This window comes from Akkermansia sp. AE01SA01 (genome assembly GCF_036417395.1).
GTDB lineage: Bacteria > Verrucomicrobiota > Verrucomicrobiia > Verrucomicrobiales > Akkermansiaceae > Akkermansia.
This window is the reverse complement of the sequence record NZ_CP143890.1, coordinates 130,102-155,958: the sequence shown is the minus strand read 5'-3', so window position 1 is coordinate 155,958 and position 25,857 is coordinate 130,102. Positions and strand designations below refer to the sequence as shown.

The following is a 25,857-nucleotide window of genomic DNA, read 5'->3' as shown; positions in this document are numbered from 1 at the left end:
AAATATGTTGCAATAGTTATTACCTGAATTACTTACCGACGCTCTTGCCTTCCTTGCGGCGGATAACTTCACCGGCGAAGCGCACACCCTTGCCCTTGTAGGGTTCCGGGGGATAGTACGCACGGACTTCAGCGGCAAACTGGCCCACGACCTGCTTGTCGATGCCTTCGACCGTCACTTTCGTATTTTCGGTCACGGTCACCTTGAGGCCTTCGGGAATCACCTGGTTGATCGGATGGGACTTGCCCAGGTTCAGGTCCAGGATGTTGCCCTTGACGGCGGCGCGGAAACCGACGCCGACGATTTCAAGGTTCTTGACGAAACCTTCGGAAACGCCAATGACCATGTTGTTCAGAAGAGAACGGTTCGTGCCGTGCAGAGCGCGGAGCTGACGGCTTTCGCCAGCGCGGTCAACGGACAGCTGATTGCCTTCAACGGTAGCGGTGATGCCTTCCGGGAGCGTCCAGGAAAGCTTGCCTTTGGGGCCTTCCACCTGTACGGAGGAGCCGTTAACCTTTACCGTTACCTTGTCCGGCAATGTGATGGATTTTTTACCAACTCGGGACATATGATTTAGGAAATGTTAAGGTTACCAGACAAGGGCGAGAAGTTCGCCGCCGATGCTCTGCTTGCGCGCCTGCGCACCAGTCATCACACCACGGGAGGTGGAGACGATGGCAATGCCAAGCCCACTGAGGACGCGGGGAATGTCCTGGGAAGAAACGTACTGGCGGCGCCCCGGCTTGGAGCTGCGCTTCACGTCGGTGACAACCGGCTTGCCCTGGGGGGTAAACTTGGTCTTTACCTTGATTTGCTTCTTCACACCTTCACCGATCACTTCGTAGCTCCAGATGTAGCCTTCTTCCTGAAGAATACGGGCGATTTCCACCTTGATGCCGGAGCAGGGTGCGGTAAATTCCTCATTGCCGGCCAGGCTGGCATTCTTCAAACGGGTGAGGAAGTCGGAAATAGGGTCACTTAATACGGCCATAATAAGAAATAGTTAAGCGTTAGCGGTTTGAGTTTCTTCAGCCTTCTTCGCTTCGCGCATGGGCACGCCCAAGGCACGGAGCAGGTCGCGACCTTCATCGTCCGTGGGAGCGGACGTCACGAAAATGATATCGAAACCAATCTGGCGCTTGATCTGGTCAAGCTCGATTTCAGGGAAGATGGACTGGTCGGAAATACCAATAGCATAGTTCCCGTTGCCGTCAAAGGACTTGTAGGGAAGGCCGCGGAAGTCGCGGATATTGGGGGCGGTGATATTGATGAAGCGGTCCAGGAATTCCCACATGCGGGCACCGCGCAGCGTTACGCGGGCTCCCAGAGGTTCGCCTTCGCGCACCTTGAAGTTGGCCACGCTCTTGCGGGCATAAGTGATGGACGGCTTCTGTCCGGTAATTTTTGCGATTTCGTTGACAGCATCTTCCACGGCCTGCTTGCGGTCCGGGTGCTTGCCCATGCAGGAGGTGACAACAATCTTCTCCAGACGGGGAATCTGATGCACGTTCTTGTATGCATGCTTCGCTTGAAGGCCGGGAACGACCTTTTCACGGTAGTATGTTTGCAGTGTTGGTGTACTCATTGTTTTAGCGGGTCAGCTCTTGATAATGATTTTATGGCTTAAGCGCAGGGTCAGGCAAAAAGCCTAGCCTACTTTCTTCACGTTGGAGATGTGAATCGGGCCGTTGATCTCCTGAATGCCGCCTTCCGGATTCTGTTCGGTCGGGCGCACGGCTTTTTTCAGTGTGCGGGCGCCTTCTACGATGACAGTACCTTTAGCAGCATTTACGGCGAGAACGGTGCCGCGCTTGCCCTTGTGGTTACGTCCGGCGATGATTTCTACTTCATCACCTTTTTTCACGTGGGTCTTCATATATGACTATTTCTTACGCGTTTATGCGATTAAGATCTACCACCCCCTTGGTGGCAGGGCAGGAAGAGTATTATAGGATGTGCCTTTTCGTCAAGCCCGCATCCTAAAAAAATCGTTTTTAGTTCTTGAACACGAAAAACGCACGCAGAAGAAGGGAGGTTCCCACTGTCTATTTAAATTCTCTTTTTCCGGCTCCGGTTTTCACGGAAAGGATATCTTCCGGCAACGGACGAACATCGCCGGGGCATCTTTGGCCGCTTTTGTTGCATCAGTCCTCATCGGAAGGAATTTCCGCACCCTGCCAGCGCAACTTGGCGCGCAGGAGGGCGCCGAAGTTCTGTTCCCGGAGATGCACCAGGACCAGGCTTTCCGGGGCCTTGCGGATAAGCAGGCTTTCTCCCACTTCCATGGGATAGGCGGAACGTCCGTCCAGGGAATACACCATGGAGTCAAAGCGTCCGCGGCGTTCCCTCGGCCTCAGGCGGATGGTCATGGTATCCGGCAGAACCACGGACCGGTTGGTGAGACTGTGCGGGCAAATGGGCGTAACGCACACCACGCGGGACATGGGCCATACCAGCGGACCGCCGGCGGAAAGGGAATACGCGGTGGAACCGGTAGGGGTGGAAACCAGCACGCCGTCCGCATGATAGCGGTTCAACAATTCCCCGTCTATTTCCGCATCCAGGTCCACCATTTTTCCCGTCTGCGCGCGGATTAGAGAAACCTCATTCAGGGCCAGCTTGCGTATGGATTCCGGAACGCCGTCCACCCTGATTCTTGTCACTTCCAGCATGGCGCGCTCATCTGTCTGGTAGGAACCCTCCTGAAGGGCATACGCCAGCAACGGAAGCTCCTGCACGGAACAGGTAGTCATGAAGCCCAGCCTGCCCAGATTCACGCCGGCCAGGGGCACATGGTGCATGGCCGCCAGAGAAGATACGGTGAGCATGGTCCCATCCCCTCCAAATGTCACCAGCATGCCGCACCGGGGGATCATCTGTTCCAGGTCTTCCGGCGTCTCAATAACGCAGGAGTCCAGTCCGTGACGGGAAAGTTCACGGCGCATGATGCGCAACGCTTCCACCAGGCCTGGTTTCTCCGCCAGAGCAACCAGGCCAATTACCTTGGGAGGGTTCATGCGTGCAATGTACTCCATTTCCATCCCCTGCTCAACTGGTAAACCATGGCCGGGGAAAGATTTCCGTCCGACCCGGAAAACCACTAAATTCCAATTCCTCGTTCTTTTTTTGTTATATAGGATTATAAATATGTGTTAAGGATAAAAAACGTGAAATGGCCCATCCTCCTTCTGTTGCCCTGCCTGCTGCCCGCCTGTTCTACAACAGGAAAAAGCCCGCATGTCCGGAATACGGCTTCGTCCGTGCAGGCAACGGAGGCGCATGTAAAAAATGCCCCCTACAAAGCCGGCGGAAAGAGATATGTTCCCATGAGCGTGCAGGAAGCCCTGGACTACAAGGAAACGGGGTATGCCTCCTGGTACGGCGGAACAAAACGGCGCCTCAGGACGTCCTCCGGAGAGCATATCAATCCCCGAACTTCACTGACGGCGGCCCACAAGACACTCCCGATGCCATGCAAAGTAAAGGTTACGTGCCTGAAAACCGGAAAATCCGTCATTGTGAGGGTCAACAACCGCGGACCATTTCACAGCAACCGTCTGATCGACCTGACCCCGGCAGCCGCGCACCGCATCAATTTGAAAGGCCGCGGCATTGGAAAAGTTCGTCTGGAAGTAGTCTCCGTGGGCGACGGCAAATATGAAATCTTCGCTCGTTAGCCATACATTTCATTACCTTTCTTTGTATTTCCGTTCATCCATGATCTCTTCCCGCATTCTCCTTGCCGGACTGTTCTGCCTGTGTCCGCTTTCCCTGGCACAGAAAATTGAACCGGACCCCAAACATACGCTGATCATCATCTCCACCAGCGACATTCACGGCAATCTGGATAAATTCCCGAAACTGGCCACCCTGGTGAAAAAATACCGTTCCAAATTCCCTCATGTGCTGCTGATGGATTCAGGAGACTATTTCATGGGCAATCCCTTCGTGGACGACTGGGAAAAACCCGGCCTGCCCATCACCATCCTGATGAACAAGCTGGGATATGACGCGGCGACCATCGGCAACCACGACATGGACTATGGACAAACGGCCCTCCGCGACCACATCAAGGGAATGCCGGGAACAAAATTCGTCGTCACCAATCTTTCTCCTTCTCCGGTTCTGGAAAACTGTTTCCTTCCCTATGCCACCATTCCCATCAAGGGGACTCCCATTTCCGTAGGCGTTATCGGACTGGTGGACATGCAGACTACGGATATCCTGAAAATGGACGGCATTACATGGAAACTGCCGACTGAAATGGACTACAAAGGCATCATGGACAGATTCCGCCTCCATCACAATACAATCAATATTATCCTTAGCCATATGGGGTATGATCACGATCTGAGAATGATGAAATATTCTCCGAACATCGACGTCATTCTGGGCGGCCATACCCATGTCATGCTGCCCAAGGGCCATCTCAGGACCGGCTCCCTGCTCAGCCACACGGGGCACAGGCTGAGCCACGCAGGAGTCACCAAGATCATCTTCTCCACGGATGAAAAGCCGGCCGTCCTCTCCAAATCCACGGAAGCCGTATCTCTGGAGACCCTTCCTGACGATCCGGAAGTTGAAGCGATTGTCAGGCAGTTCACCTCCAACCCCTTTTTCAACCAGCAAATTGCTATTGCCAAGGAAGAAATTACGCACGTTACCATAGGCCGCTATTTCTGCAAGGCCATCCAGAAAGCGGCAAACGCAGACATCGCCATTTACAACCGCGGCGGAGTCCGGGCCAAAACTCATCTTTCCAAAGGTCCCGTAACTATCAAGGACGTCTATGAAATGGAGCCGTTCCGGGAAACGGTCGTCACCTGCAAAATGACCAAGGCGGACATCGAACAACTGATCCTGACCAAATTCATGGCTCCCATGGAAAAGGAAGGCGGCATGCTGGAAGTTTACAGTTCCGGCTTCTCCTACCAAATCATGGACGGCATTAACCCAAGCATCACCAGCACATTGAGGGACGGAGTGGTATACACCGTCGCCATGGGCGACTACCTGTGCAATAATTTCAACTTTCCCCAGCAGGGAGAAGGTACCGCTGCCGGGAAATCCGTACGCCAGGCATTAATCTCCTACCTCACGCAGCTCAAGGAGCTGGTCAATCCCCCGCCTACCCAGCTTCCCATCATCAGAAAGACGACATTCTCCCTGTAAACACGGAAAACATGAGGAAGAAATGGAACATTTCTCCGCTTTCTGACAAGCTGCGGCATAAAATCCACTGAGCCGGAATCATTTTCCCAACGCAATTTTCGCAACTGCGGCACTCCGGTGTCAGAGTTTTTCTCAGACCGTGTTTCCGTCCCTTTCGTTTTCTGCGGCGTCCTTGCAGAAACACAGGGAGCGATTGAACGCACCGCAGGCCCATGTTATAATCATGGAGCTATGCAGCCGGAACCCCATCATGCAGTACCGGAGCGAAACAGAAACATGGACGACCTCCACATCCTGCCATCCGGAGCGCCTGCAATGGCCAGCCCGCCTTTTGACCGGCTGTTTGAAGCAGGCTCCGGACAGGGATTGTACGCTCTTGCCACTTCCAGCTGGGAAACGCCGCTGGGTACGGCGGCCTTTTTCATGAAAACCATGGCAAGGCAGGCCCTCACCCGCATGGCCCATGCCGCCGCCGAACGGCCTGACGAGGTTGACAGCGTGCTGGACCACCTTCTTCCCAATGCTGCGGAAAGAGTATCCCTGGCGGATCAGTTCCCCCCCGTGCCGGGCGGCGAATACATCACGCCCACTGTCATCTCCGGATGGTTTGAAGACTTCCGCCGCCTGGTAAAAAAGGAAACCGGCATACGCGGCATCACGCCTGCCGCATGGCTGAAGGCCCTGGGAGCGCCCTGGGACCAGATTGGCAAAGTGTTTTTTCATCTGGCGGAAAACCGGGATGATTCCACGGGGCTGCGCCCCTTCGCCTTTATGGCCACTTTTGCGCACCAAAGCGCGGCGGACAACCAGATACGGCATCTGCCCCTTTCCTCCGCCCTGAAACTTCATGAAGGCAATCATGCGGCCCTGCTCGCCGTCCTCCAGCCTTTGCAGGAAGCCGCCCGTGGAAGCCGGCTGCTCCAAAACCTGCTGGAAAGCGGGAAAATATACTCCCCCCTGGCCTGGAGCGCTTCGGAAGCCAGGGACTTCCTGCAGGACAGCTCCCTTTATGAGCGGGCGGGGATCATGGTCCGCATGGTGAACCTGTGGAAAAAGGCGCCTCCCAGGCTTCAGGTGAAAGTCACGGCTGATACGGCGGACGGAGAAAAAGCCATCCATTCCTCCGGCCTTTCCATCTCCACCCTGTTGAAATTTTCCGTTTCCGCCACGCTGGGTGGCAGGGACCTCACACCGGAAGAACTGGAAGAACTGCTCAATAACGGAGACGGCCTTATCCGTTTCAAGGGAGAGTGGGTTCGCGTGGACGCCCAAAAGGTGAAAGACCTCATGGAACGCTGGAACAGGGCGGCACACATGATGAGTTCTCTGGGCATTCCCCTGGTGCAGGGGCTGCGGCTGCTGGTGAACGGACCTGCGGACCGCCTGGCGGAACTCCCGGAGCCGGACGAAGACTGCCTGATGGAACCGGGCGGCAATCTCCGCAACATCCTGGACGTGCTGGCGGGAAATTCCCCCGTACTCGTGCCGGAACTACCGCCTCATTTGGACAGGATTCTGCGGCCTTACCAGAAGGAAGGCTTCTCTTTCCTGTACAGAACCACGGAAAGAGGATTCGGAGCCTGCCTGGCGGACGACATGGGACTGGGAAAAACCCTTCAGGCCATTGCATGGCTGGATACGCTGAGGCGCCAGGAAAAACTGGAGGCCGTGCCGGCGCTCATCGTTGCCCCTACCTCCCTGCTGGGCAACTGGAAAGAGGAAGCGGAACGCTTCGCTCCGGAACTCGTCCTGCGTATCATGCACCCTTCCGTTCCGGATTCCTGGCAGCCTTTCCCAAACCCGCTGGACACCCCATGCCACGCCGTCATCACTACCTACGGCATGGCCGTGCGTATTCCAGCCCTGGCAGACCTGCATTTTCCCGCCATTGTTCTGGATGAGGCGCAAGCCGTCAAAAATGCTTCTTCCGCGCGTTCCCGCGCCATTCGCGCCCTGCACGGAGACAGGCGGATTGCCCTGTCCGGAACTCCCGTGGAAAACACCCTGAATGAAATTTGGAGCCTGATGGAATTCCTGAATCCAGGACTGCTTGGAAACAGAAAGAGTTTTGAGAAATTCACCCGCTCCCTGGAACAAGGATATGCCCCCCTCCGCCGCCTGATTCGCCCCTTTATTCTGCGCAGAATGAAAACGGATCCGGCGCTGGTTCCGGATCTGCCGGACAAAACGGAAATCCCCGCCTACTGCCAATTGACCCCGGAACAGGCCGCTCTGTACCATCACCAGATAGACACCCTGCACGCGATGCTGGACGAGCCGGACCCGGCCAAACGTCTCATGCTCGTCCTCCCCGTGCTGGCACGGCTCAAGCAAATCTGCAACCATCCCGCCCAATTCCAGGGTACGGACGATTATCTTCCGGAACGCTCCGGAAAATTCCTCCGTCTTCAGGATCTGTGCTCCTCCATCGCGGCGCGACAGGAAAAAGTCATTCTGTTCACCCAGTTCCGCTCCGTCATCCCCCATCTGCACGACCTGCTTTCCGGGATTTTCGGCCGTCCGGGCCTCACATTGCATGGGGGTACGCCCATTCCGGAACGGCAGAACATCGTCTCCTCCTTCCAAAAAGAATCAGGTCCCCCCTTCTGTATCCTGTCCTTGAAAGCAGCGGGAACCGGGCTGACGCTGACGCAGGCCTCCCACGTCATCCATGTGGACCGCTGGTGGAATCCCGCCGTGGAAAGCCAGGCGACCGACCGCGCCTACCGCATCGGACAGCACCGCAACGTTCTGGTGCACCACCTGATTTGCCGCGGTACCATTGAAGACCGCATTGACGCCATGCTGACGGAAAAACGCCGCATGGCGGATGATCTGTTCTCCGGAGGGCCGGAACAATGGCTGATGAACATGAGCCCGGAAGAATTGAAGAAACTGCTTTGCCAATCCTGAACAACGGATTAACTGCCCTCTGGCGGGCAAGCCGGATGTTCCTTGTTCCGCCCGCACAAGCAAGCCTCATGGCCTGTATAATTGCGTCCATGAGACTCTTGCCCTTGTGGAGGTGACGCCCTGGAAAAACACCCGGTTCAGGAAATAACCGCCAGAGGAGCCGTGGTCTTCCAGCCGCCGCGGGTGAAATCCGGAAACTCCACGGGAACGCCGCCCTGCGCGATGGAGTGCGCCGTCAAGGGCAGCAGGGAGGACCAGTAGGCTCCTTCATAAACGTTCTGATCCATCGGCTCTCCGCGGCGCAGACATTCCACCATGCGGTACAGCATCACGAAGTCCATGCCCCCGTGGCCGCCCATCTTCATGGCCAGATCTCCTATGCGCTTCCAGAGAGGATGGTCATATTTCTCATAAACAGCTTTCAGCCCGTCCTTCCCCTGAATCCATTCGTGATAATTGCCGTTGCCCAGCTTCTCCCCGGCTACGCGGGTGGGAAAACCCGCCAGGGTGCCGCCAGTTCCCTGAATCAGATTGGAACGCGAATAGGGGCGGGGAGACGTTTCGTCCAGTTGAACGACGATGGTCCGTCCCAGATTCGTTTTCACAATCGCCGTATTCATGTCTCCGCACACAAAGGGCGTGCGGTTCCAGCGGTGGTCGGGAGGAAGATGCTTTTTGGCGTAGGCCGTACGCCCCAGAGCCGGGGAGGCAAACGCCGCCAGACGGCTGAAATTGTCGTCCTTGCGCGCCAGGCTCATGTATTGGGCCACCGGTCCCAGGCCATGCGTGGGATACAGGTTGCCGTTGATTCTGGTATGGTACTCGGGCCGCCAGGCTCCCTCCCCGCGGGTATCTCCCAACTGCGTCACCAGGCAATGGATATAGGAGGCTTCACCGTGGAGCAGATCCCCAATCATTCCCTGCCGGACCATGTTGAGGAACATGAGCTCGTCGCGCCCGTAATTGACGTTTTCCATCATCATGCAGTGTTTTTGCGTTGCCTCACTGGTATCCACGATCTTCCAGAGCTCTTCCAGGGAAACGGCCATGGGCACTTCCACAAAGGCGTGCGCTCCGTTCCGCATGCTATCGCATGCGATGCGGGCATGAGAACTCCAATCCGTGCTGATGATGACCGCATCCGGCTTCAGCTCGCGGAGCATGGTGAGATACTCCATTTCACCGCCGGAATATCCCGCAGGCTTTTTCCCCGTTTTTTTCCGTACCCTGTCCACTCCGCGTTCCGTCAGATCCCGCTTCAAGTCGCACACGCCGGTAATCTCCACGCCGTCCATCACGCACATCTGAGCCAGGTGGGAGAAACCGCGGCCGCCCACGCCGATGAAAGCTATCCTGACCCGGTCCAGAGCGGGAGCCCGGAACCCGCCCATGTACACGGAACCGGAGGGGCGGGAAGACGCCGGAGCACCAGTGCTCCAAAGACACTCTTCCGAGGGAATATCCAGGGCCTGTACCGTGAAACCGTTCCCGACCGCAGCCGCTCCGGCGGCCAGCCCCAGGGATTTGAGAAATTCTCTGCGAGATGAAAAAATAGACATAATCTGCAAGTATAATTCAATGGAAGATACGCCCTTTCCATACCGGATTTATCACCTCTCCTGAAGAGGATGAAAAAAGAAGCGGATGGCTCATTTTATGATTTGCAAAGGCCCGGTAAGCTTCCACTATGATAGAACCTACTGCCTACTGTCCCACTTCAAGTTATGCGCTACTTCCTTCTCATCCTGCTGCTCGCCGGAGGTTATTACGGCTGGAATTATTATCAAACCGATCTCGTGCCCCGGCATGAGGAAATCAAGGCCTTGGAAATGGAACCCTATCCGGAACTGGATGCGGCCCAAATGCGCTTTGACGAACTGGCGGAACTCCACGAACAGCAGGCGGCGCGCCTCCAGGCGGCCATCCAGCGCAAGGAGGAAGCCGTCCGGAAATACTGGGACGGCCAAATGGAAAAGGCGGACAAGGCTGCGGCGGTTTCAAAAACACCACGCGCCTCTTCCGGGACGCCCCATTCCCGTACTGCGGAAGACCGGATTGCCCGGCTGCTGCAACAATACGACAAACGTGCTGCGGACGTAGAAGAACTCCAGAGCAAGCTGAATACCACCAGGCAACAGCTTTCCGCCGCCCAGGCACGGCTTCAGGAACAAATCCGCCAGGTGGAAACTCGGCTGGACATCGACCGCATTCAGCGTGCGGAAGCCTCCAACACGAAGAGCAAGGAATTCAAGGTGACGGAAAACAGGCAGGAATTGCTCAAGCTCCAGACCAGCCTTCCCCAGGAACTGGAACGCATTACCCGGAAAGGGGAGGCCATGATCCGGCAGCAGACGGAAGCCTGGGAAAAGGCGAAAAGGGAGCTTTCCCTGTTCCAGAACAAGGTGGACAGGCAGATTGCCAGCATCAGGGACACGATGAATTCCCCCCTGGCGGAGGAATATGACGATACGGCCATTCTAGCGGAGGATCCCGAATTCCAGGCCATGATCGCCCCGTTCGACCAGGCGGTAAGCCATGAAGAAAGCCTGACCATGCGGACGGAGGCGAATGTGGAGGAACAGGCCAAGGTAGTACACAGCCTGCAGAGGATCAGGGACGGGAGCATTGAGGAATACCGCAGCCGCCTGAAACAGGAGGAACAAATTTTCTTCACGGCGGCCACTGTTATCGGCGCGGTCCTTCTGGTCTCCCTTCTGCTCTCCTTCACCAGGAGGAAATGAACTCTTTGATGGTTGACACTGCACGGCAAACCTAGTTTACTGTTCAGGCCGCCGGGAACCCGTGGAGGCACGACTGGCAAACCCCGCCAGGACCGAGAGGTAGCAACGGTAGCTTGTTCGTGTTTGCCGCGTCCGTTCCCGGCGGTATTTTGTTGAACGGCTCACGCCGGGATTGAACCGGGGGACTCTCATGGTAGAATGCCGCCCATGAACGTATCCGCCGCTCTTGACTGGCTGTTTTCCACCCAATTCTTCGGAATCAAGCTGGGACTTGAAAACACCCGGAAACTGCTGCAGGTGGCAGGTGCAGACCACCCGGACGCCATCGTCGTCCACGTGGCCGGCACCAACGGCAAGGGTTCCACCTGCGCCATGATTGAAGCGCTGGCGCGTGCAAAAGGCTATAAAACCGGCCTGTTCACTTCTCCCCATCTGGTGGAGTTTGCCGAACGCATCCGCGTGAACGGGGAAATGATTCCCCGGGACGCCCTGACGGCAGAAATCCTCTTTCTGAAAAACCTTGTGGAAGGATGGGAACAGTCCCCCACCTTCTTTGAACTGGCCCTGGCCGTCGCCCTGCGCCACTTCATCAGGAACAGTGCAGATTTCATCATTCTGGAAACGGGGCTGGGCGGCAGGCTGGACGCCACGAATGCCCTGCGCAAGGACATCGCGGTGCTGGCTCCCATCGGGCTGGACCACCAGCAGTATCTGGGAAACACTCTTGCGGAAATTGCCGGAGAAAAGGCGGCGATCATTGCTTCCGGCAAGCCCGTCGTCACCGCCGTTCAGGAACCGGAAGCCATAGCCGTCATCGAACGGACGGCACGGGAACGGCTCTCCCCGCTTACCGTTGCGCGAGCGGACAGCGACACTCCCCGGCCCTCTCTTCCCGGAACGCATCAGCTTGAAAATGCTGCACTTGCGCTTGAAACAATGAAACAGCTCAATGCCCTCCCGGAAAGAACCCTGGCAGATAAAGCCCTGAAATCCGTGCAGTGGCCCGGCAGGTTCGAGCGCATCGGCACGCCGCCCCTGGTACTGGACGGAGCGCACAATGAACACGCCGCCCGCGTTCTGGCCGCCACATGGAACGAAGAATTTCCCGGACAAAAGGCGGCTCTGGTCTTTGCCGCAGCCGCGGACAAGCACATTCGGGACATGATTCCCGTTTTCCGGGAAATTGCGGGAGAATGGCACCTGGTGCCCTGTTCATCCCCACGCATCATGCCTGCGGAAGACATGGGCGCCCTGCTGAAAAACCTCGTATCCGAACCTGTTTTTATTCATTCTTCCCTCTCCGAAGGGCTCCGCAAGGCGGCGGACTCCTCCCTGCCCGCCCTGGCCGCCGGTTCCCTCTTCCTGCTCGGAGACCTGAAAGCCCTGCTCCGCCGCACGGAAAAGCGCAGTACCTCCCAGTAAACAGAACTTCCCCATGGCCGTGATTCCCGAAGACGACACCACCCTTTCCTCCCTGCGCCCCGGCGACGTGCGCCCCGAACTGCTGGCCCCCGCCGGAGACATGGACTGCGCCCGTGCCGCCGTCGCCAACGGCGCCGATGCCATTTACTTCGGCCTGGACCGCTTCAACGCCCGCCTGCGCGCCAACAACTTCACGCTGGCTTCCCTGCCGGAGCTGATGCGTTTTCTCCATGTACACGGCGTGAAGGGATACGTGACGATGAATACGCTCATCTTCACCTCCGAACTGGCGGACGCCCTCGCCTACCTGGGCCATTTGAACGCCGCCGGGGTGGACGGCGTGATCGTGCAGGACATCGGGCTTGCGCGCTGCCTGACGGAATGGAGAAGGCAGGACCCCGCCATGAAGCTGGAATTGCACGCCTCCACCCAAATGACGCTTACCTCCACGGAAGGCCTGGAATTCGCCTCCGGTTTCCTAGACCTGAAACAGGCCGTGCTGGCGCGGGAACTGAGCCTGAAGGAAATAGAACAATGCGTGCGGCACACCGATATTCCTCTGGAGGTGTTTGTGCACGGAGCGCTCTGCGTGGCTTATTCCGGCCAGTGCCTCACGTCGGAAAGTCTGGGCCAGCGCAGCGCCAACCGGGGGGAATGCGCGCAGGCCTGCCGGCTGCCCTACACTCTGGTCGTGGACGGCAAACCCGTTCCTCTTGGTGAAAGGCGCTACCTACTCAGCCCGAATGATTTGTGCGCCCTGGACCGCATTCCGGAGCTGGTCCGCATGGGGGTGAGAAGCTACAAGATCGAGGGACGGCTGAAAAGCCCGGAATACGTGGCGGCGGCAACGGCCGCCTACAGGAAGGCCCTGGACGCCGCCTGCGCGGGAATACCCGTGAAGGAAATGGTGACCGCACATGACCGCTATGCACTGCAAATGGTATTTTCACGCGGTTTCTCCACCGGCTGGCTGGACGGCACGGACCACCCGCGGCTGACTCACGGCCGCCACGGCAAGAAGCGCGGCGCCTATGCAGGCGTCATTGTGGACAGCGGCCGGGGCTGGCTGGACCTCAGCCCGGAAGGGGACGTTCCACTCGCGCCCGGCGACGGCTTCGTCATTGACGCCGGGGAGGACCGCAATGAAGAACAGGGCGGCCGCATCTGGAAGGTGCAGAGAAACCGCCTTTTCTTCCACGGAAAGGCCTCCTCCATTGACTGGAGCAGGGTCAAACCGGGGCAAAAGCTCTGGAAAACGGATGATCCCGTCTTGAATGCGAAGCTGAAGAAAATGCGGGACCACCTGCCGGAGGCTGCCGTTCCCCTCCATCTGGCATGCGTCGGGTCCGCCGGGGAACCCCTGACGGTTTCCTGCCCGGAATACGGATGTTCCGTACAGTCCGTCCAGCCGCTGCAAACAGCGGAAAAGCGTCCTTTGACCTCTGAAGTGCTGGAACAGCAGCTCGGCAGGCTGGGAGGCACAGGGTTCCGCCTGGCCTCCTGCGAATGCCGCCTGCCGGAAGGGCTGATGCTTCCGCTCAGTATCCTCAATCAAACGCGGCGGGCCCTGGTGGAACAAATTCAAGCGGCCCGGCAGAAGAAGGAAGCCGCCTCCCGACGCCTTCCGGCGCCTTTCCTCCTTCCTGAGCTCCCTCCGCCAGCCGCCGTTCCGGCCCTGCCGCCGCATTTATCCGTGCTGTGCCGCAGGCCTGAGCAGATACCCGCCGCGCTGGACGCCGGGGCGGACGCCGTCTATCTGGACTTTGAAGACCTCCGGGACTATGCGGCGGGAGTGCAGGCCGTCCGGCGGCACGGGAAAAGCGTTCCCGTCTTCCTGGCGACTCCCCGCATCCAAAAGACCTCGGAAGCCGGGTACTTCAAGCTCATGGAACGTGCGGAGGCTGACGGCGTGCTGATCCGCAACCTGGGCGCGGCCCAGTACTTCCGCCATTCCGCCCTGCGCCGCATCGGAGACTTTTCCCTGAACGTGGCCAATCCTTGCAGCGCGGCCATCCTGAAGGAACAGGGTAATCTGGAATTCCTCACCATTTCCTATGACCTGAACGCCGGGCAGGTGGCGGATCTGCTCCGCGCCGCGCCGCCGGAATGGTTTGAACTGACGCTGCACCAGCACATGCCCATGTTCCATATGGAGCACTGCGTGTTCTGCACCTTCCTTTCGGACGGCGCCAATTATAAAAACTGCGGCCGTCCCTGCGAACGGTATCATGTGCAGCTGCGGGACCGCGTGGGCCAGCATCATCCCCTGCTGGCGGACGCCGGGTGCCGGAACACCCTGTTCAACGGACGCGCCCAAACGGGAGCCGGCTTTTTCCGGGACTTCCGCCGCCTGGGCCTTTCCCGCTTCCGCCTGGAACTGCTGGATGACTCTCCGGACAAGGTGCGCCTTCTGGTGTCCCGCTACCGGGAGCTGCTGGACGGCTCCCGCACCGCGGCACGGCTCATCCGGGAGCTGGACGTCGCGGAACAGCTCGGCACCACGGAGGGCACGCTCCGGCCCGGATAACGCCGCACTGAAAAATAGTTGATCCACCTTTAGATTCCCGGGATTTTATCATACATCTTTAATATCCTGTCATTTTTTAAAAGGACGCCCATCTTCTTTCCCAGGCCGGCCATCTCCTTCTTAACCGATTCGTTGGTGACATTTTTTAAATGATCCTGCACAAATTCGTGTGCCTGCATCATGTATTTCTCATCATCCCACATGATGAGAAACCGGCGGTAGCTTTTGATCACTTTGACAAAAGTTTTTTCCTTGTCAGCCAAAGCCAGCAAAGCTTGCTGGAAAGCCCTGCCGGTTTTGCTTTTTGTTTTAGAATTCCATTTGACATTTTTTGATTTTTCCAGCCACAAACTCAAAAAATCTCCTGTAGTTCCTTCTTTGTAAACAGCATGGGGCTTGATCTCAGGGCAATCAGCAGTCAGTTTTTTCCAAAATTGCCGGATGAAAAGTTCCTCTGCTCCGGGCGTACCGTCCGGGCTGACCCCGCAGGCGTACACTTCATAGGGATTCACCTTTTCAGGGTTAATCTTCAAAACATGATTCGCCACGTAATGAATCAGGTTATGTTCCCGGGGCATCGCCTTGCTGAACTGGATGAGGTACTCCAGCTTCTTTTTATCGCTCACGCCTCCCGCCTTGATGCCCAAATAACGCGCCCATGCCGGGTAATTGCAGGGATTAGTCCGGCAAGCCTCTTGAAGCAGCAGCTCCACATGCTGCGGATTCCGGGAATAAAAAGATAAATCATACATCAAGGAAGATTCCCGGGCCTGCGGACTCTGCCAAAAGGCGCAGAGAGCGGTGATGATCTGCACGGGGCCTTTCCACGGCAGTTTATTTCCTCCGTTGGCCCAGTTCCATCCTCCAATATTGTTGCCGATGAGCCATTGCCCCTTGGGATGCTTCCAAATGAAGGCGCAATGGCCCGGCTGGCCGATGGGGTACGCCGGAACGCCTTTGGCCCTTAAAAAACCTGCGGCTCCCTTGGAGACGGCCCCGCACACGCCGCCGTATTCCGTGTAAAGCTTAAGGGTAATGGGTTTATTATCATAAAATGCTGCCCCGGCATGCACGCTGATTCCCTTGTGATTCTTTTTACGGTAGGGAATAAATCCGGTAAATTTACTCCCTGCCTGCTCCGGTTTGATGTTCTTTCCTTCAATAAACTGCTGGGCCCATGCCAGGTCTTCCAGGCTCTCCTTTCCTCTCAGAACCACGGCCCATTCCCATGGTTCAAGATCATCGGCCTGCGGATAACACCTGCCGTGATGATGGGAATCCTGGTAAAACCCATATCTGGCCATGCATTCCTCTATCGTGAAAACATCAGCGATGAGACAGGCCCCAGGGCGATGTTAAGGTCAACGCCGTATAACTTCTTGTCTGCATTGTTCCACAGGCGGTAGAGAATTGCCAGGCTGTTCTGGTGGGCGTACCCTGCATGGGCCAGTTTTCGGAAAACTTCCGGATGAGAGACAAGCCATCTGGTGAATGCCCGGTCCCGGAGTTCCCTTGTTTGAAACGCCTTTCCTTGACTGGCATGGCGGAAAAATTGTCCGATATGGCACAGCTGCTCCAGTTCCGGATCATGTACCAGCTCCCGGATTTTTTCTGGAGAAAGGGCGCCGGAATCAAGCTGTTTCCGGAGTTGGCTCCGCACTTCATCAATGATGACTGAAGAATAATCCGCCTTCAAAAGCCTCTCTATCATCATAGAATCACCACCCCGGGAAATGCCGAGCGTCAGGCACAAAACGCATAATGTCCTCAAAAAAGCACTCACGGTCATGGAATGATTCAATTCTCCTTCCTGATGCTCCTGTACTCCCGGAGCATCCCCGGAGAGTACAGGAACCGGGTATCCTTGTCCATCCCTCCCGTCCGTTCCAGAAACTCCACCAGCTCCCGGTCCGTTTTGTAGCCGCAGTCCCTCAATTTTTCCAGAACGCGCGTTCTGTTCCCGGGGTGAAGTTTCAGAACGATATTCAAAAGCAGTCCCTCACTGTTTTTGATATACCAGCGGAAGGACTCGCGGAGACGCACCAGGCCGTCCACGTTCCATTCGTAAACGATCCGGTTACGGCGTCTTTCCTCCGGGGACTCCACGGCAAGCTTATGTTCTTCTTCATAGCGCCAGTAGGGCAAGGTGTCGACCGGACGCACGGGATGGAACTTTCCATGCGCCTTTTCCAGGCCCGCGATGTAGCGGTAGACGGCAGCTCCCTGGAGCATCATCCGCTTGACGTATTCGAACTCCGCTTCCAGGCAGAACCTCGCGAGTTCCTTGCCCTGCTTAAGCCTCTTGTTGTCCTGCACATATTTGTAAATTTTAGAAAAATTGATACCTGCCTTAAATTTGGCAGTCAGGTCAGCTCCATTGATCCAGTTGGAAAAATTGTCGAGCCGGTAGTCCTGGTAGGGTGCCTTGACGACCATGTTGTTGATGAACAGAGCGTTTTCCAGATCAGCGGCAGACATCCGTCCGTCCTCGTCAAGCAGGTCCCTGTCGATCACGGGCAGGGCCTCCTGGTAGAAGTCGCCCAGCTTTCCCTGGTCCAGCAGGCCTTTCAGATGCCGGGCCTCTTCGCCCAATTGGTCGGACCGGATGTCCATGAAGGAGGGAAGGTCGTTGTACGCGGCTTCATCCCCCCCGCTTCCGGAGGAAAAGAGGAGAAAAGCTGAAATACAGAGGAGCGGCATCCTCAAAAAAGCATTCGCGGTCATGGAATGATTCAATTCTCCTTCCTGATGCTCCTGTACTCCCGGAGCATCCCCGGAGAGTACAGGAATTTGGTATCCCTATCCATCCCTCCCGTCCGTTCCAGAAACTCCACCAGCTCCCGGTCCGTTTTGTAGCCGCAGTCCCTCAATTTTTCCAGAACGCGCGTTCTGTTCCCGGGGTGAAGTTTCAGAACGATATTCAAAAGCGCACTCTCCCTGTGTTTAATATACCAGCGGAAGGACTCGCGGAGACGCACCAGGCCGTCTACGTTCCACTCGTAAACGATCCGGTTACGGCGTCTTTCCTCAGGCGCCTCCACGACAAGCTTATGTTCTTCTTCATAGCGCCAGTAGGGCAAGGTGTCGACCGGACGCACGGGATGGAACTTTCCATGCGCCTTTTCCAGGCCCGCGATGTAGCGGTAGACGGCGGCTCCCCGGAGCATCATCCGCTTGACGTATTCGAACTCCGCTTCCAGGCAGAACCTCGCGAGCTCCTTCCCTTGCTTGAGCTTCTTGTTATCCCGTACATATCTTTTAATTTTGGAAAGATTTCCATATGCCTTAAATTTGGCAGTCAGGTCAGCCCCATTGATCCAGTTGGAAAAATTGTCGAGCCGGTAGTCCTGATAGGGCGCCTTGACGACCATGTTGTTGATGAACAGAGCGTTTTCCAGGTCGGAGGGAGACATCCGGCCGTCCTCGTCAAGCAGGTCCCTGTCGATCACGGGCAGGGCCTCCTGGTAGAAGTCGCCCAGCTTTCCCTGGTCCAGCAGGCCTTTCAGATGCCGGGCCTCTCCGCCCAATTGGTCGGACCGGATGTCCATGAAGGAGGGAAGGTCGTTGTACGCGGCTTCATCCCCCCGGCTTCCGGAGGAAAAGAGGAGAAAAGCTGAAATACAGAGGAGCGGCATCCTCAAAAAAGCATTCGCGGTCATGGATGATTCAATTCTCCTTCCTGATGCTCCTGTACTCCCGGAGCATCCCCGGAGAGTACAGGAACCGGGTATCCTTGTCCATCCCTCCCGTCCGCTCCAGGAACTCCACCAGCTCCCGGTCCGTTTTGTAGCCGCAGTCCCTCAATTTTTCCAGAACGCGCGTTCTGTTCCCGGGGTGAAGTTTCAGAACGATATTCAAAAGCAGTCCCTCACTGTTTTTGATATACCAGCGGAAGGACTCGCGGAGACGCACCAGGCCGTCCACGTTCCATTCGTAAACGATCCGGTTACGGCGTCTTTCCTCCGGGGACTCCACGGCAAGCTTATGTTCTTCTTCATAGCGCCAGTAGGGCAAGGTGTCGACCGGACGCACGGGATGGAACTTTCCATGCGCCTTTTCCAGGCCCGCGATGTAGCGGTAGACGGCGGCTCCCCGGAGCATCATCCGCTTGACGTATTCGAACTCCGCTTCCAGGCAGAACCTCGCGAGCTCCTTGCCCTGCTTGAGCCTCTTGTTGTCCCGCGCATATGTCTGAATTTTGGAAAGATTTGAACATGCTTTAAATTTGGCGTCGAGTTCAGCCCCATTGATCCAGTTGGAAAAATTGTCGAGCCGGTAGTCCTTATAAGGCGCCTTGACGACCATGTTGTTGATGAACAGGGCATTCTCCAGATCGGAGGGAGACATCCGGCCGTCCTCGTCAAGCAGGTCCCTGTCGATCACGGGCAGGGCCTGCTGGTAAAAGTCGCCCAGCTTTCCCTGGTCCAGCAGGCCTTTCAGATGCCGGGCCTCTCCGCCCAATTGGTCGTGCCGGATGTCCATGAAGGAGGGGAGGTCGTTGTACGCGGTTTCATCCCCCCGGCTTCCGGAGGAAAAAAGGAGGAAGAATGAAATACAGAGGGGCAAATAGTGTTTCATAAAGGAAGTTAGTTGCTTGTTGCGGTGACGATGCCCGGATCATTTTTATTCAATCCCTTGAACTTCTGGATCCGGTAATGAACCGTTCCCGTCACAGGATCACGCCTGATGGTGAAAATCTGATCCGTGTTAAAATCCCAGAGATTTTTTTCTTTCGTGTACTTGTCTTTTTCTGGTTTGTCTTTGCATCCGAATATTTGCCAGCGGCACTTCCACGTCCAGCTGATGGAACCCGTGAACGCGTCAATGTGCTCCGGGCGATACAGGCAATTGGTGCTGTCATAAATTTCATTGGTTACGGAAACCCGGAGGGATTCGCTGAAACCTTGTGCTCCGTGACCAGGGGATGATCCGGAAGAGGGTCGGGATCATAACCGGCATGCTGCTCCAGGGAGTAGAGATTGCTGAAGCTGACATTCAAGGGAAAGATGCGCAGGATTCTGAGAGCGCTCAGCCCTGTGGTGCATTTAATTTTAGCCGCTTCATCCAGCGCTTTCTGGAAAGGGCTCTGCGCCCCTGCGTAGTCCAGGACCTTGGGAGGGATGAGGGTGAATTCGATCTCCTGCTCCATTCCGTCCACTTCCGCCTTCACCTTGATCTTTTGCTGCTCTTTGGCCAGGGTATTGATGTTGACGGTTATTTGATCCGGTTTGTCATCTATATTTTCAAGCTTGAAATACTCCTCCCCTTCAACGGCGGTCCAGCTGCACCGGGTTCCTTCGGGAAGTTTTTTGCCGTCCAGGGTGGCGGTCAGGGTGATGTATTCCCGGAGGGTGACGGTCGTTCTTTCCCTGTTGCTTTTGTCAATCTCCTCCTGGGGAGGGTTGAGATCGGGGTATTTGAAGTACACTTCCGCCGCGCAAAACTGGGTTTCATGCTTTATTTCAACGCCCTTGGACGCCAGGCTGTTGAACGTCAGGGAGCAGCTGATCAATAACAGGCAAAGGAATGTTTTCATGGGAAACTTCAGGTAAACTGTTTTTAAATTGCTCATAATCAAAAATTTGTCAATATATTATTAATTTAAAATATAAAATCAAGGGTTGCGGACAAAGCCCGTGAAAACGGGATATGCGGCAGCATGCCAAAAGCCGCAGATGAACGTAGAATGCACCGCCCGCGCCTTGAAGCGGCGCAAAAACCGCCTTATGATGGCGCTCATGGGAATGGAAGACTCCCTTCCCGGCATTTCAAGATGAATACTCCCCTCAAAGACCGCCTGCTCCGTCACATGAAAGACGGACATTATGAGCCACAGAGCAAGTCCGAACTGGCGCGCGCCCTGAATGTGGATTCCCGCCAGCGCCTGGACCTCCGGAATCTGGTGGACCAACTGGAGGAAGAGGGCACGCTCGTCTGCCTGCAGAAGGGGAAGTACGCCCTGAAACGGGAACGGCGCGATTTGGTGCGGGGCAAAATCCGCATCCTGAGGTCTGGCAAAATTCTTTTTCTCCCCCAAAAGGGGGATTCCGCGGCGGCGGCCATGGGCTGGGACCTGGATTCCATTCCGGAGCTGGAACTCAAACCCGAACGGCTGAATACCGCCCTGGACGGAGACCAGGTGGCCGCGCGCGTGGAACGCAAGGCATCCAAAGGCAGGCACAACGGCCGCAAGAGCGCCTCTTCCGCGTCAAACGTAAATCTGAAGGCGCGCGTGGAGGAAGTGACGAAACGCGCCAGATCCCGCTGGCTGGGCGTTTTCCGCACCGGAAAGAACAAATTCGGGCGCGTCCTGGGAGACGGTTCGGGTTCTCCGGCATACATCGAGTTGACGGAAGCCCCCGCCATGGAAGTACTGCCGGGGCAGCTTGTCTCCGTGGAACCGGTCTCCTACGGCGGCGACAAGAAGTCACCGCGCGGGAAAATCGTGGAAGTGCTCGGTTACGCGGACGAACCCCATGTGGATATGGAAGCCGTCATCAGAAAATACGACCTGCCCGTGGAATTCCCCGCCGAAGCGCTTCAGGAAGCGGACGCGCTGCCCGCAGAGCCCTCCGCCAGGGAACTGGCCAGGCGGGAAGACTGGACGGACCGGACCGTCATCACCATTGACCCGGCAAGCGCCAAGGATTTTGACGACGCCATTTCCATCAGGACCACGCCGGAAGGCTGGGTGCTGGCCGTCCACATTGCGGACGTCTCCCACTTTGTTCAGCCAGGCGGCGCTCTGGACCGGGAAGCGCGCAAACGGGGCAATTCCACCTACCTTCCGGACCGCGTGCTGCCCATGCTTCCCCCGCGCCTTTCCGACGATTTGTGCAGCCTGAGGCCGGGCGTCGTGAGGCTGACAAAGGCATGTGAGATGAAATTCAACAAAAAGGGGAAAATGCTCCACGCCCGCTTCGCGGACGCTTATATCCGCAGCAGTGCCCGGCTTACCTACCAGGAAGCGTTCGCCATGATGAACGGCCGCGACAAGGCGGAAATTCCCGCGCTGGTCAGGGAGGCATGGAAGCTGGCCTCCATCCTGCGCCGCAACCGTTATGCGAAAGGTGCGCTGGACCTGGACTTCCCGGAAGTACGCGCCGTCATGGACAAGGACGGCCGCGTGACGGACATCGTCACGGAGGAATACGACGAAAGCCACCAGTTGATTGAAGAATGCATGCTGGCAGCCAATGAAGCCGTGGCCCTGACCCTGAAAAACCGCAACCGCCCCACGATTTACCGCGTTCATGAGGAACCTGATGCCGCCAAACTGTTCGAATTCGGCCAGCTTTGCAGGCTGTACGGCCATCCCGTTCATGACATCGGCCAGCGCCAGTACCTGAATGAACTGATGCAGTCCATCAAGGGCTCCCCGGACGAACAGCTTCTCAAGCTGGCCTTGCTGAAAAGCCTGATGCGCGCCAGATACGATACGGAACCCCTGGGGCACTACGGGCTGGCCACCCCCAATTATTGCCACTTCACCAGCCCTATCCGCCGTTACGCAGACCTGGTGGTGCACCGTTCCCTGGATCCCCTGCTGGCCAACCCGCCGAAAGGGGCAAAAGGCCCCGGCAGCGTAGCGGCTCTGGAGGAAGCGGCGGAACATATTTCCGAAACGGAACGCGTTTCCGCCAGTGCGGAAAAGGATGCCAACCGCATGAAGCTTTTTGAATGGCTGGAAGGCCAGTGCTTTGCAGACCATCCGGAAGTGCACGACGCCTTGATTACGGATACGCGCCACTTCGGCATTCTGCTGGAAATTCCGCGTCTTCAGATCAAGGGACTGGTCAAGCCGGACAAGCTTCCGGGCGGACGATGGGTGTATGAAGCCTTCGCCAACCGCTGGAAAAACGATCAGGGATTCGTCCTGTGCGCAGGGCTGCGCGTACCCGTGATTCCCGTGAAGGTAGACCGGGAACAGCAGTGGGCGGACTTTGCCATCGTTCCCAGGCAGAACCAGGAAAGTCCCGGCAAGAAAATTGTGAAGAGAAAAAACGGGCGGCATCGCCCCCGGAAATAATCCGGGAAGTCCCGCGGCCGGAACCTTCCGGCCCCATCTGCCGCGATTCTTCAGAATTAACTTGAAACAGTAAAGTTATTTTATGTATAAGGCGGCTGCTGTTTACTAACTAACCGACCCCACGCCTATGAAATCAGGATGTTGAACCTGTAAGCACGCACCATATGAATGCTGAATGCCAAGGCCCGCTCTTGGGTCAGGAGCGGGCCTTTTTCCGAAAAAGCTTCGTCATGAAGGAAACAGGGCATCGTCTTGAAAGTGTCCAACCTGCATGATGGAAATGCAGCATATCCCTGAACAGACACCTTTTAATTATGCGGATCTGATCGATTACCGCGAGGGGCAGATCACCAGCCTGGCCCTGTTGCGCTCCAAGGGAGTCAATATAACCATTCTTGCCTTTGACGATGAACAGCTCCTGCCGACCCATCAGACGCCGGGGCCTGCCCTCGTCCAGGTCGTGGACGGAACCGCCTACTTCACCATCGGCAATGCGGAAGCGGACCTGTCCCAGGGAGAAGCGCTGATGATCCCGGCCGGAGTCCCCCACTCCGTCATAGCCAGGGAGCGCTTCAAAATGCTGGTCACCTCCATTCTGCCGCTGGACTGAACGGCCTTTCCGTCCGGCAGGGAGCCGCGTCGGGAACAATCAAACTGAACCAAGTCATAATTGCCTGACGGAGAATGTCGATCTCTGTTCCAGATTCAATTCCGGATGCCACACGGTAATGACGTGCGTACCGGGCGCCAGCACTGCGTGGGCTTCATCCCCGTATTGCACGATTTCCAGCGTGGGACATGACCAGAGCGCTCCTGTGGGCAGGTTGGACCGTAGTTTGAGCATGCGGCCGCCACCGGGCATTTCCGGGTCCAGGATCAGACGGGAGCCGTCCCGGGGGACCAGGATGCGGGGAGGTTCTCCGGACCAGTATTCGGGAAGCAGGCACCAGGCGTCCGCCGCCGTGCAAGACGGACTGGTGAACCATTCCGTATAACGGCTGTCCAGATAAGCCCTTCCCCGCGCATCGTAATCTCCCCGGGAAGCTTGTCCCGGCATGTTCGCCGGCGATGCCCACTCCTCCCGCACATAGGCTGCGGGTATCTGCATGGCCCCCGTGCGCTTCCCGGTGCGCGCATCAATGCGGATGCGCACCAAGTCCGCACCGGGCTGCGGAAAAGTCGCTCTCCTGTTCCGGTGCGCCAGTTTCATCACTCCGGCAAAAATGGGCCCCGCGCCCGTCATGCCCCCTACCTGCCTCATGGGGGAAGCGTCAAAATTGCCCACCCAGACGCCAACCGTAATTTCACGGGTAAAGCCCACGCACCAGTTGTCGCGGAAATCGGAAGAAGTGCCCGTCTTGCACGCGTAACGGAAGGGAAGATTCATCAACTCATGATCTCCGAACGTAGCCCGGCGCGCTTCCCGGTCCGCCAGAATGTCCGCTACCAGAAAGCACGAAGCCGCGGGCAATACCGGCCGCTCCGGAAAAGATTCTGCCACCGGAGCCTTCTCCAGATTCAAAGTGACGGCCTTTCCTTCGCGGGCCAGGCAGGCGTATGCGGCCGTCAGGTCCCTCAGAGTCACTTCCGCATTTCCGATAGCCAGCCCCAGGCCGTAATGCAGGGCATTCCCGTCAATGCCCTGCATGCCCAGTTCCTTCAACAATTTCAACAGGCGGGACGGGCCGCCGAACGAGCCCAGAGCCCGCATGGCGGGAATGTTCTGGGAGCATGCCAGCGCCTTTCTGATGGAAATGGGTCCCATGTAGGTCTTGTTGTAATTCTGCGGCGCTTCCAGGCCGTGCGCACTCCTGTACGTGGTCGGGACATCCGGCAGAACGGTTCCCGGATACGCCCCCAGGGTGAATGCCTGAGCATACACGAACGGTTTCAGGGCGGACCCGGGGGAGCGCGGCATGGATGTTCCATCCAGAAGCCCCCCCTGCGGATGCTTTCTGTTCGCGGAACCAACCAGGCAGAGAATGTCTCCCGTAGCGTTTTCCACCACCACCACGGCAGCCTGGGTCACATGGTGGTCCTCAAGATTCGCCAGTTCCCTCCCTACGATTTCCTGAACTCCGCGCTGCAAGTCGGAATCCAGCGTGGTATGAACTTCCCCGGTCCGGAAGGCACGGAGAAAGGAGGCCGTCACCTGGGGGGCCAGCGCCTGGCGGCGCTTTTCCGTTCCGGAGCTGAACAGGGGTTCCTGCAAGGCGCGGTCCAGCATCTCTCCGGGAAACATGCCTTCCTCCTTCATTCTGCGCAGAACGCGGTTCCGGCGTTCCAGGGCACGGTCCGGATACTTCAAAGGATTCAGGCGCGACGGTCCCTGGGGCAGGCCCGCCAGCAGGGCGCATTCCGCCAGGGAGAGATGGTCCATGTCCCTGCCAAAGTAAAAACGGGCCGCAGCCGCAGGTCCGCGGCGCAAATTACCGTAATCCAGACGATTGAAGTAGGCCTCCAGAATTTCTTCCTTGCTCATGGTCATTTCCAGACGCCGGGCCTGAAAAAATTCCCTCATTTTTGCGGCTAGATTCCGTTTGCCCGGAGGATTGGCATTTTTGGCCAGCTGCTGGGTGATGGTGGATGCGCCGGACACGATTTCCCCGTCCGCTGCATTCGTCACGACGGCGCGGCCCAATGCCAGAAAATCCGCCCCTCCGTGGCTGTAAAACCGCTTGTCTTCCGCAGCCAACGTGGCTTTGACCAGCATTTCCGGCACAGCACGGAGCGAGACAGGTTCACAGTGGTAATAATCCCGTCCCGGCAGCGTGGCAATTCTGCCTCCGTCCCTGTCCAGCACGACAGCTCCCGGCTCTTCCGGATGCTCCAGACCTTCCGGTACGGAAAAACACCACGGAAAAACGTACCAGGCAAACAGCCACGCGGCGGCAAGCCCTGCCGCTGTGCAGAGCAGTTTTTTTCTTTTAAAAAGCTTTTTTGAAATCACATCCTTCATGTCCCCTTTCACGGCAGAGGGGCGCCGTCATGGCGGTGCCCTCCCGGTTTATCAGGGAGAAAAACGGGCAGACGGCCTCTATCCCGCAGCAATG

General features: G+C 57.1%; 21 protein-coding genes and 1 other RNA gene. 9 read left to right on the top strand and 13 right to left on the bottom strand.

All coding sequences use genetic code 11. The features are described from left to right. Window positions 1-28: 28 nt before the first annotated feature. The 5 genes from rplF to V3C19_RS00620 form a co-directional block, all read right to left on the bottom strand. Complete coding sequence (gene rplF, locus V3C19_RS00640; protein ID WP_067572230.1) at window positions 29-568, bottom strand: 50S ribosomal protein L6; 540 nt, start codon at window positions 566-568, stop codon at window positions 29-31. A 21-nt stretch (window positions 569-589) separates the two neighbouring features. Further along, on the bottom strand, window positions 590-991 hold the full coding sequence (gene rpsH, locus V3C19_RS00635) for a 30S ribosomal protein S8 (RefSeq protein WP_067572228.1): 402 nt from the start codon (window positions 989-991) through the stop codon (window positions 590-592). A gap of 12 nt (window positions 992-1,003) precedes the next feature. Next, window positions 1,004-1,585, bottom strand: coding sequence for a 50S ribosomal protein L5 (gene rplE, locus V3C19_RS00630; protein WP_130084395.1), 582 nt, complete (start codon window positions 1,583-1,585; stop codon window positions 1,004-1,006). 63 nt (window positions 1,586-1,648) lie between these two features. Further along, a complete protein-coding gene (gene rplX, locus V3C19_RS00625) occupies window positions 1,649-1,876 on the bottom strand; it encodes a 50S ribosomal protein L24 (protein WP_130084396.1) in 228 nt (75 codons plus the stop codon). Between the two features lie 268 nt (window positions 1,877-2,144). After that, window positions 2,145-3,017, bottom strand: coding sequence for an NAD(+)/NADH kinase (locus V3C19_RS00620; RefSeq protein ID WP_161981389.1), 873 nt, complete (start codon window positions 3,015-3,017; stop codon window positions 2,145-2,147). Window positions 3,018-3,167: 150 nt separating this feature from the next. Between V3C19_RS00620 and V3C19_RS00615 the strand changes: the two genes are divergently transcribed. The 3 genes from V3C19_RS00615 to V3C19_RS00605 all read left to right on the top strand — a co-directional run bounded on the left by V3C19_RS00615 (window position 3,168) and on the right by V3C19_RS00605 (window position 8,085). Continuing rightward, on the top strand, window positions 3,168-3,677 hold the full coding sequence (locus V3C19_RS00615; RefSeq protein WP_202975676.1) for a septal ring lytic transglycosylase RlpA family protein: 510 nt from the start codon (window positions 3,168-3,170) through the stop codon (window positions 3,675-3,677). 40 nt (window positions 3,678-3,717) lie between these two features. Beyond that, window positions 3,718-5,172 (top strand): bifunctional UDP-sugar hydrolase/5'-nucleotidase, encoded by a 1,455-nt coding sequence (locus V3C19_RS00610; RefSeq protein ID WP_295934521.1) that lies wholly within the window; start codon window positions 3,718-3,720, stop codon window positions 5,170-5,172. Between the two features lie 276 nt (window positions 5,173-5,448). Beyond that, window positions 5,449-8,085, top strand: a complete 2,637-nt coding sequence (locus V3C19_RS00605) for a DEAD/DEAH box helicase (RefSeq protein WP_295934523.1) — start codon at window positions 5,449-5,451, stop codon at window positions 8,083-8,085. Window positions 8,086-8,222: 137 nt separating this feature from the next. Here V3C19_RS00605 and V3C19_RS00600 read toward each other — a convergent pair whose 3' ends face one another. Further along, window positions 8,223-9,644 carry a Gfo/Idh/MocA family oxidoreductase gene (locus V3C19_RS00600; protein ID WP_130084400.1) on the bottom strand — a complete coding sequence of 474 codons (1,422 nt, stop codon included), beginning with the start codon at window positions 9,642-9,644 and terminating at the stop codon, window positions 8,223-8,225. Window positions 9,645-9,809: 165 nt separating this feature from the next. Between V3C19_RS00600 and V3C19_RS00595 the strand changes: the two genes are divergently transcribed. From V3C19_RS00595 to V3C19_RS00580, 4 genes are all read left to right on the top strand, one after another. Then, a complete protein-coding gene (locus tag V3C19_RS00595; protein ID WP_130084401.1) occupies window positions 9,810-10,826 on the top strand; it encodes a hypothetical protein in 1,017 nt (338 codons plus the stop codon). 51 nt (window positions 10,827-10,877) lie between these two features. Beyond that, window positions 10,878-10,971, top strand: an RNA gene (ffs, locus tag V3C19_RS00590) — signal recognition particle sRNA small type. Between the two features lie 62 nt (window positions 10,972-11,033). Beyond that, complete coding sequence (locus V3C19_RS00585) at window positions 11,034-12,248, top strand: folylpolyglutamate synthase/dihydrofolate synthase family protein (RefSeq protein ID WP_295876082.1); 1,215 nt, start codon at window positions 11,034-11,036, stop codon at window positions 12,246-12,248. Between the two features lie 13 nt (window positions 12,249-12,261). Continuing rightward, a complete protein-coding gene (locus V3C19_RS00580) occupies window positions 12,262-14,775 on the top strand; it encodes a U32 family peptidase (RefSeq protein ID WP_295934526.1) in 2,514 nt (837 codons plus the stop codon). A 29-nt stretch (window positions 14,776-14,804) separates the two neighbouring features. Here V3C19_RS00580 and V3C19_RS00575 read toward each other — a convergent pair whose 3' ends face one another. From V3C19_RS00575 to V3C19_RS00550, 6 genes are all read right to left on the bottom strand, one after another. Next, a complete protein-coding gene (locus V3C19_RS00575) occupies window positions 14,805-15,590 on the bottom strand; it encodes a hypothetical protein (protein WP_295934528.1) in 786 nt (261 codons plus the stop codon). Window positions 15,591-16,087: 497 nt separating this feature from the next. Continuing rightward, a complete protein-coding gene (locus V3C19_RS00570) occupies window positions 16,088-16,489 on the bottom strand; it encodes a hypothetical protein (RefSeq protein WP_295934530.1) in 402 nt (133 codons plus the stop codon). 83 nt (window positions 16,490-16,572) lie between these two features. After that, entirely contained in the window at window positions 16,573-17,499 is a 927-nt protein-coding gene (locus V3C19_RS00565; protein WP_330937122.1) for a hypothetical protein, read from the bottom strand. Window positions 17,500-17,507: 8 nt separating this feature from the next. Continuing rightward, window positions 17,508-18,434: a hypothetical protein gene (locus V3C19_RS00560; RefSeq protein WP_330937121.1), complete on the bottom strand. Its 927-nt coding sequence runs from the start codon at window positions 18,432-18,434 to the stop codon at window positions 17,508-17,510. Window positions 18,435-18,441: 7 nt separating this feature from the next. Further along, window positions 18,442-19,353, bottom strand: coding sequence for a hypothetical protein (locus V3C19_RS00555; RefSeq protein ID WP_330937120.1), 912 nt, complete (start codon window positions 19,351-19,353; stop codon window positions 18,442-18,444). Between the two features lie 295 nt (window positions 19,354-19,648). Next, window positions 19,649-20,311 carry a hypothetical protein gene (locus V3C19_RS00550; RefSeq protein WP_295931354.1) on the bottom strand — a complete coding sequence of 221 codons (663 nt, stop codon included), beginning with the start codon at window positions 20,309-20,311 and terminating at the stop codon, window positions 19,649-19,651. A gap of 237 nt (window positions 20,312-20,548) precedes the next feature. Here V3C19_RS00550 and V3C19_RS00545 point away from each other — a divergent pair, with 237 nt between their 5' ends. Together V3C19_RS00545 and V3C19_RS00540 are read left to right on the top strand one after the other, a co-directional pair. After that, a complete protein-coding gene (locus V3C19_RS00545; protein WP_295931357.1) occupies window positions 20,549-22,804 on the top strand; it encodes a VacB/RNase II family 3'-5' exoribonuclease in 2,256 nt (751 codons plus the stop codon). A 280-nt stretch (window positions 22,805-23,084) separates the two neighbouring features. Beyond that, window positions 23,085-23,414 (top strand): cupin domain-containing protein, encoded by a 330-nt coding sequence (locus tag V3C19_RS00540; protein WP_295931360.1) that lies wholly within the window; start codon window positions 23,085-23,087, stop codon window positions 23,412-23,414. 54 nt (window positions 23,415-23,468) lie between these two features. On the opposite strand, the gene pbpC is transcribed toward V3C19_RS00540, so the two are convergent. Further along, window positions 23,469-25,763 carry a penicillin-binding protein 1C gene (gene pbpC, locus V3C19_RS00535; protein WP_295931363.1) on the bottom strand — a complete coding sequence of 765 codons (2,295 nt, stop codon included), beginning with the start codon at window positions 25,761-25,763 and terminating at the stop codon, window positions 23,469-23,471. Window positions 25,764-25,857: the final 94 nt, after the last annotated feature.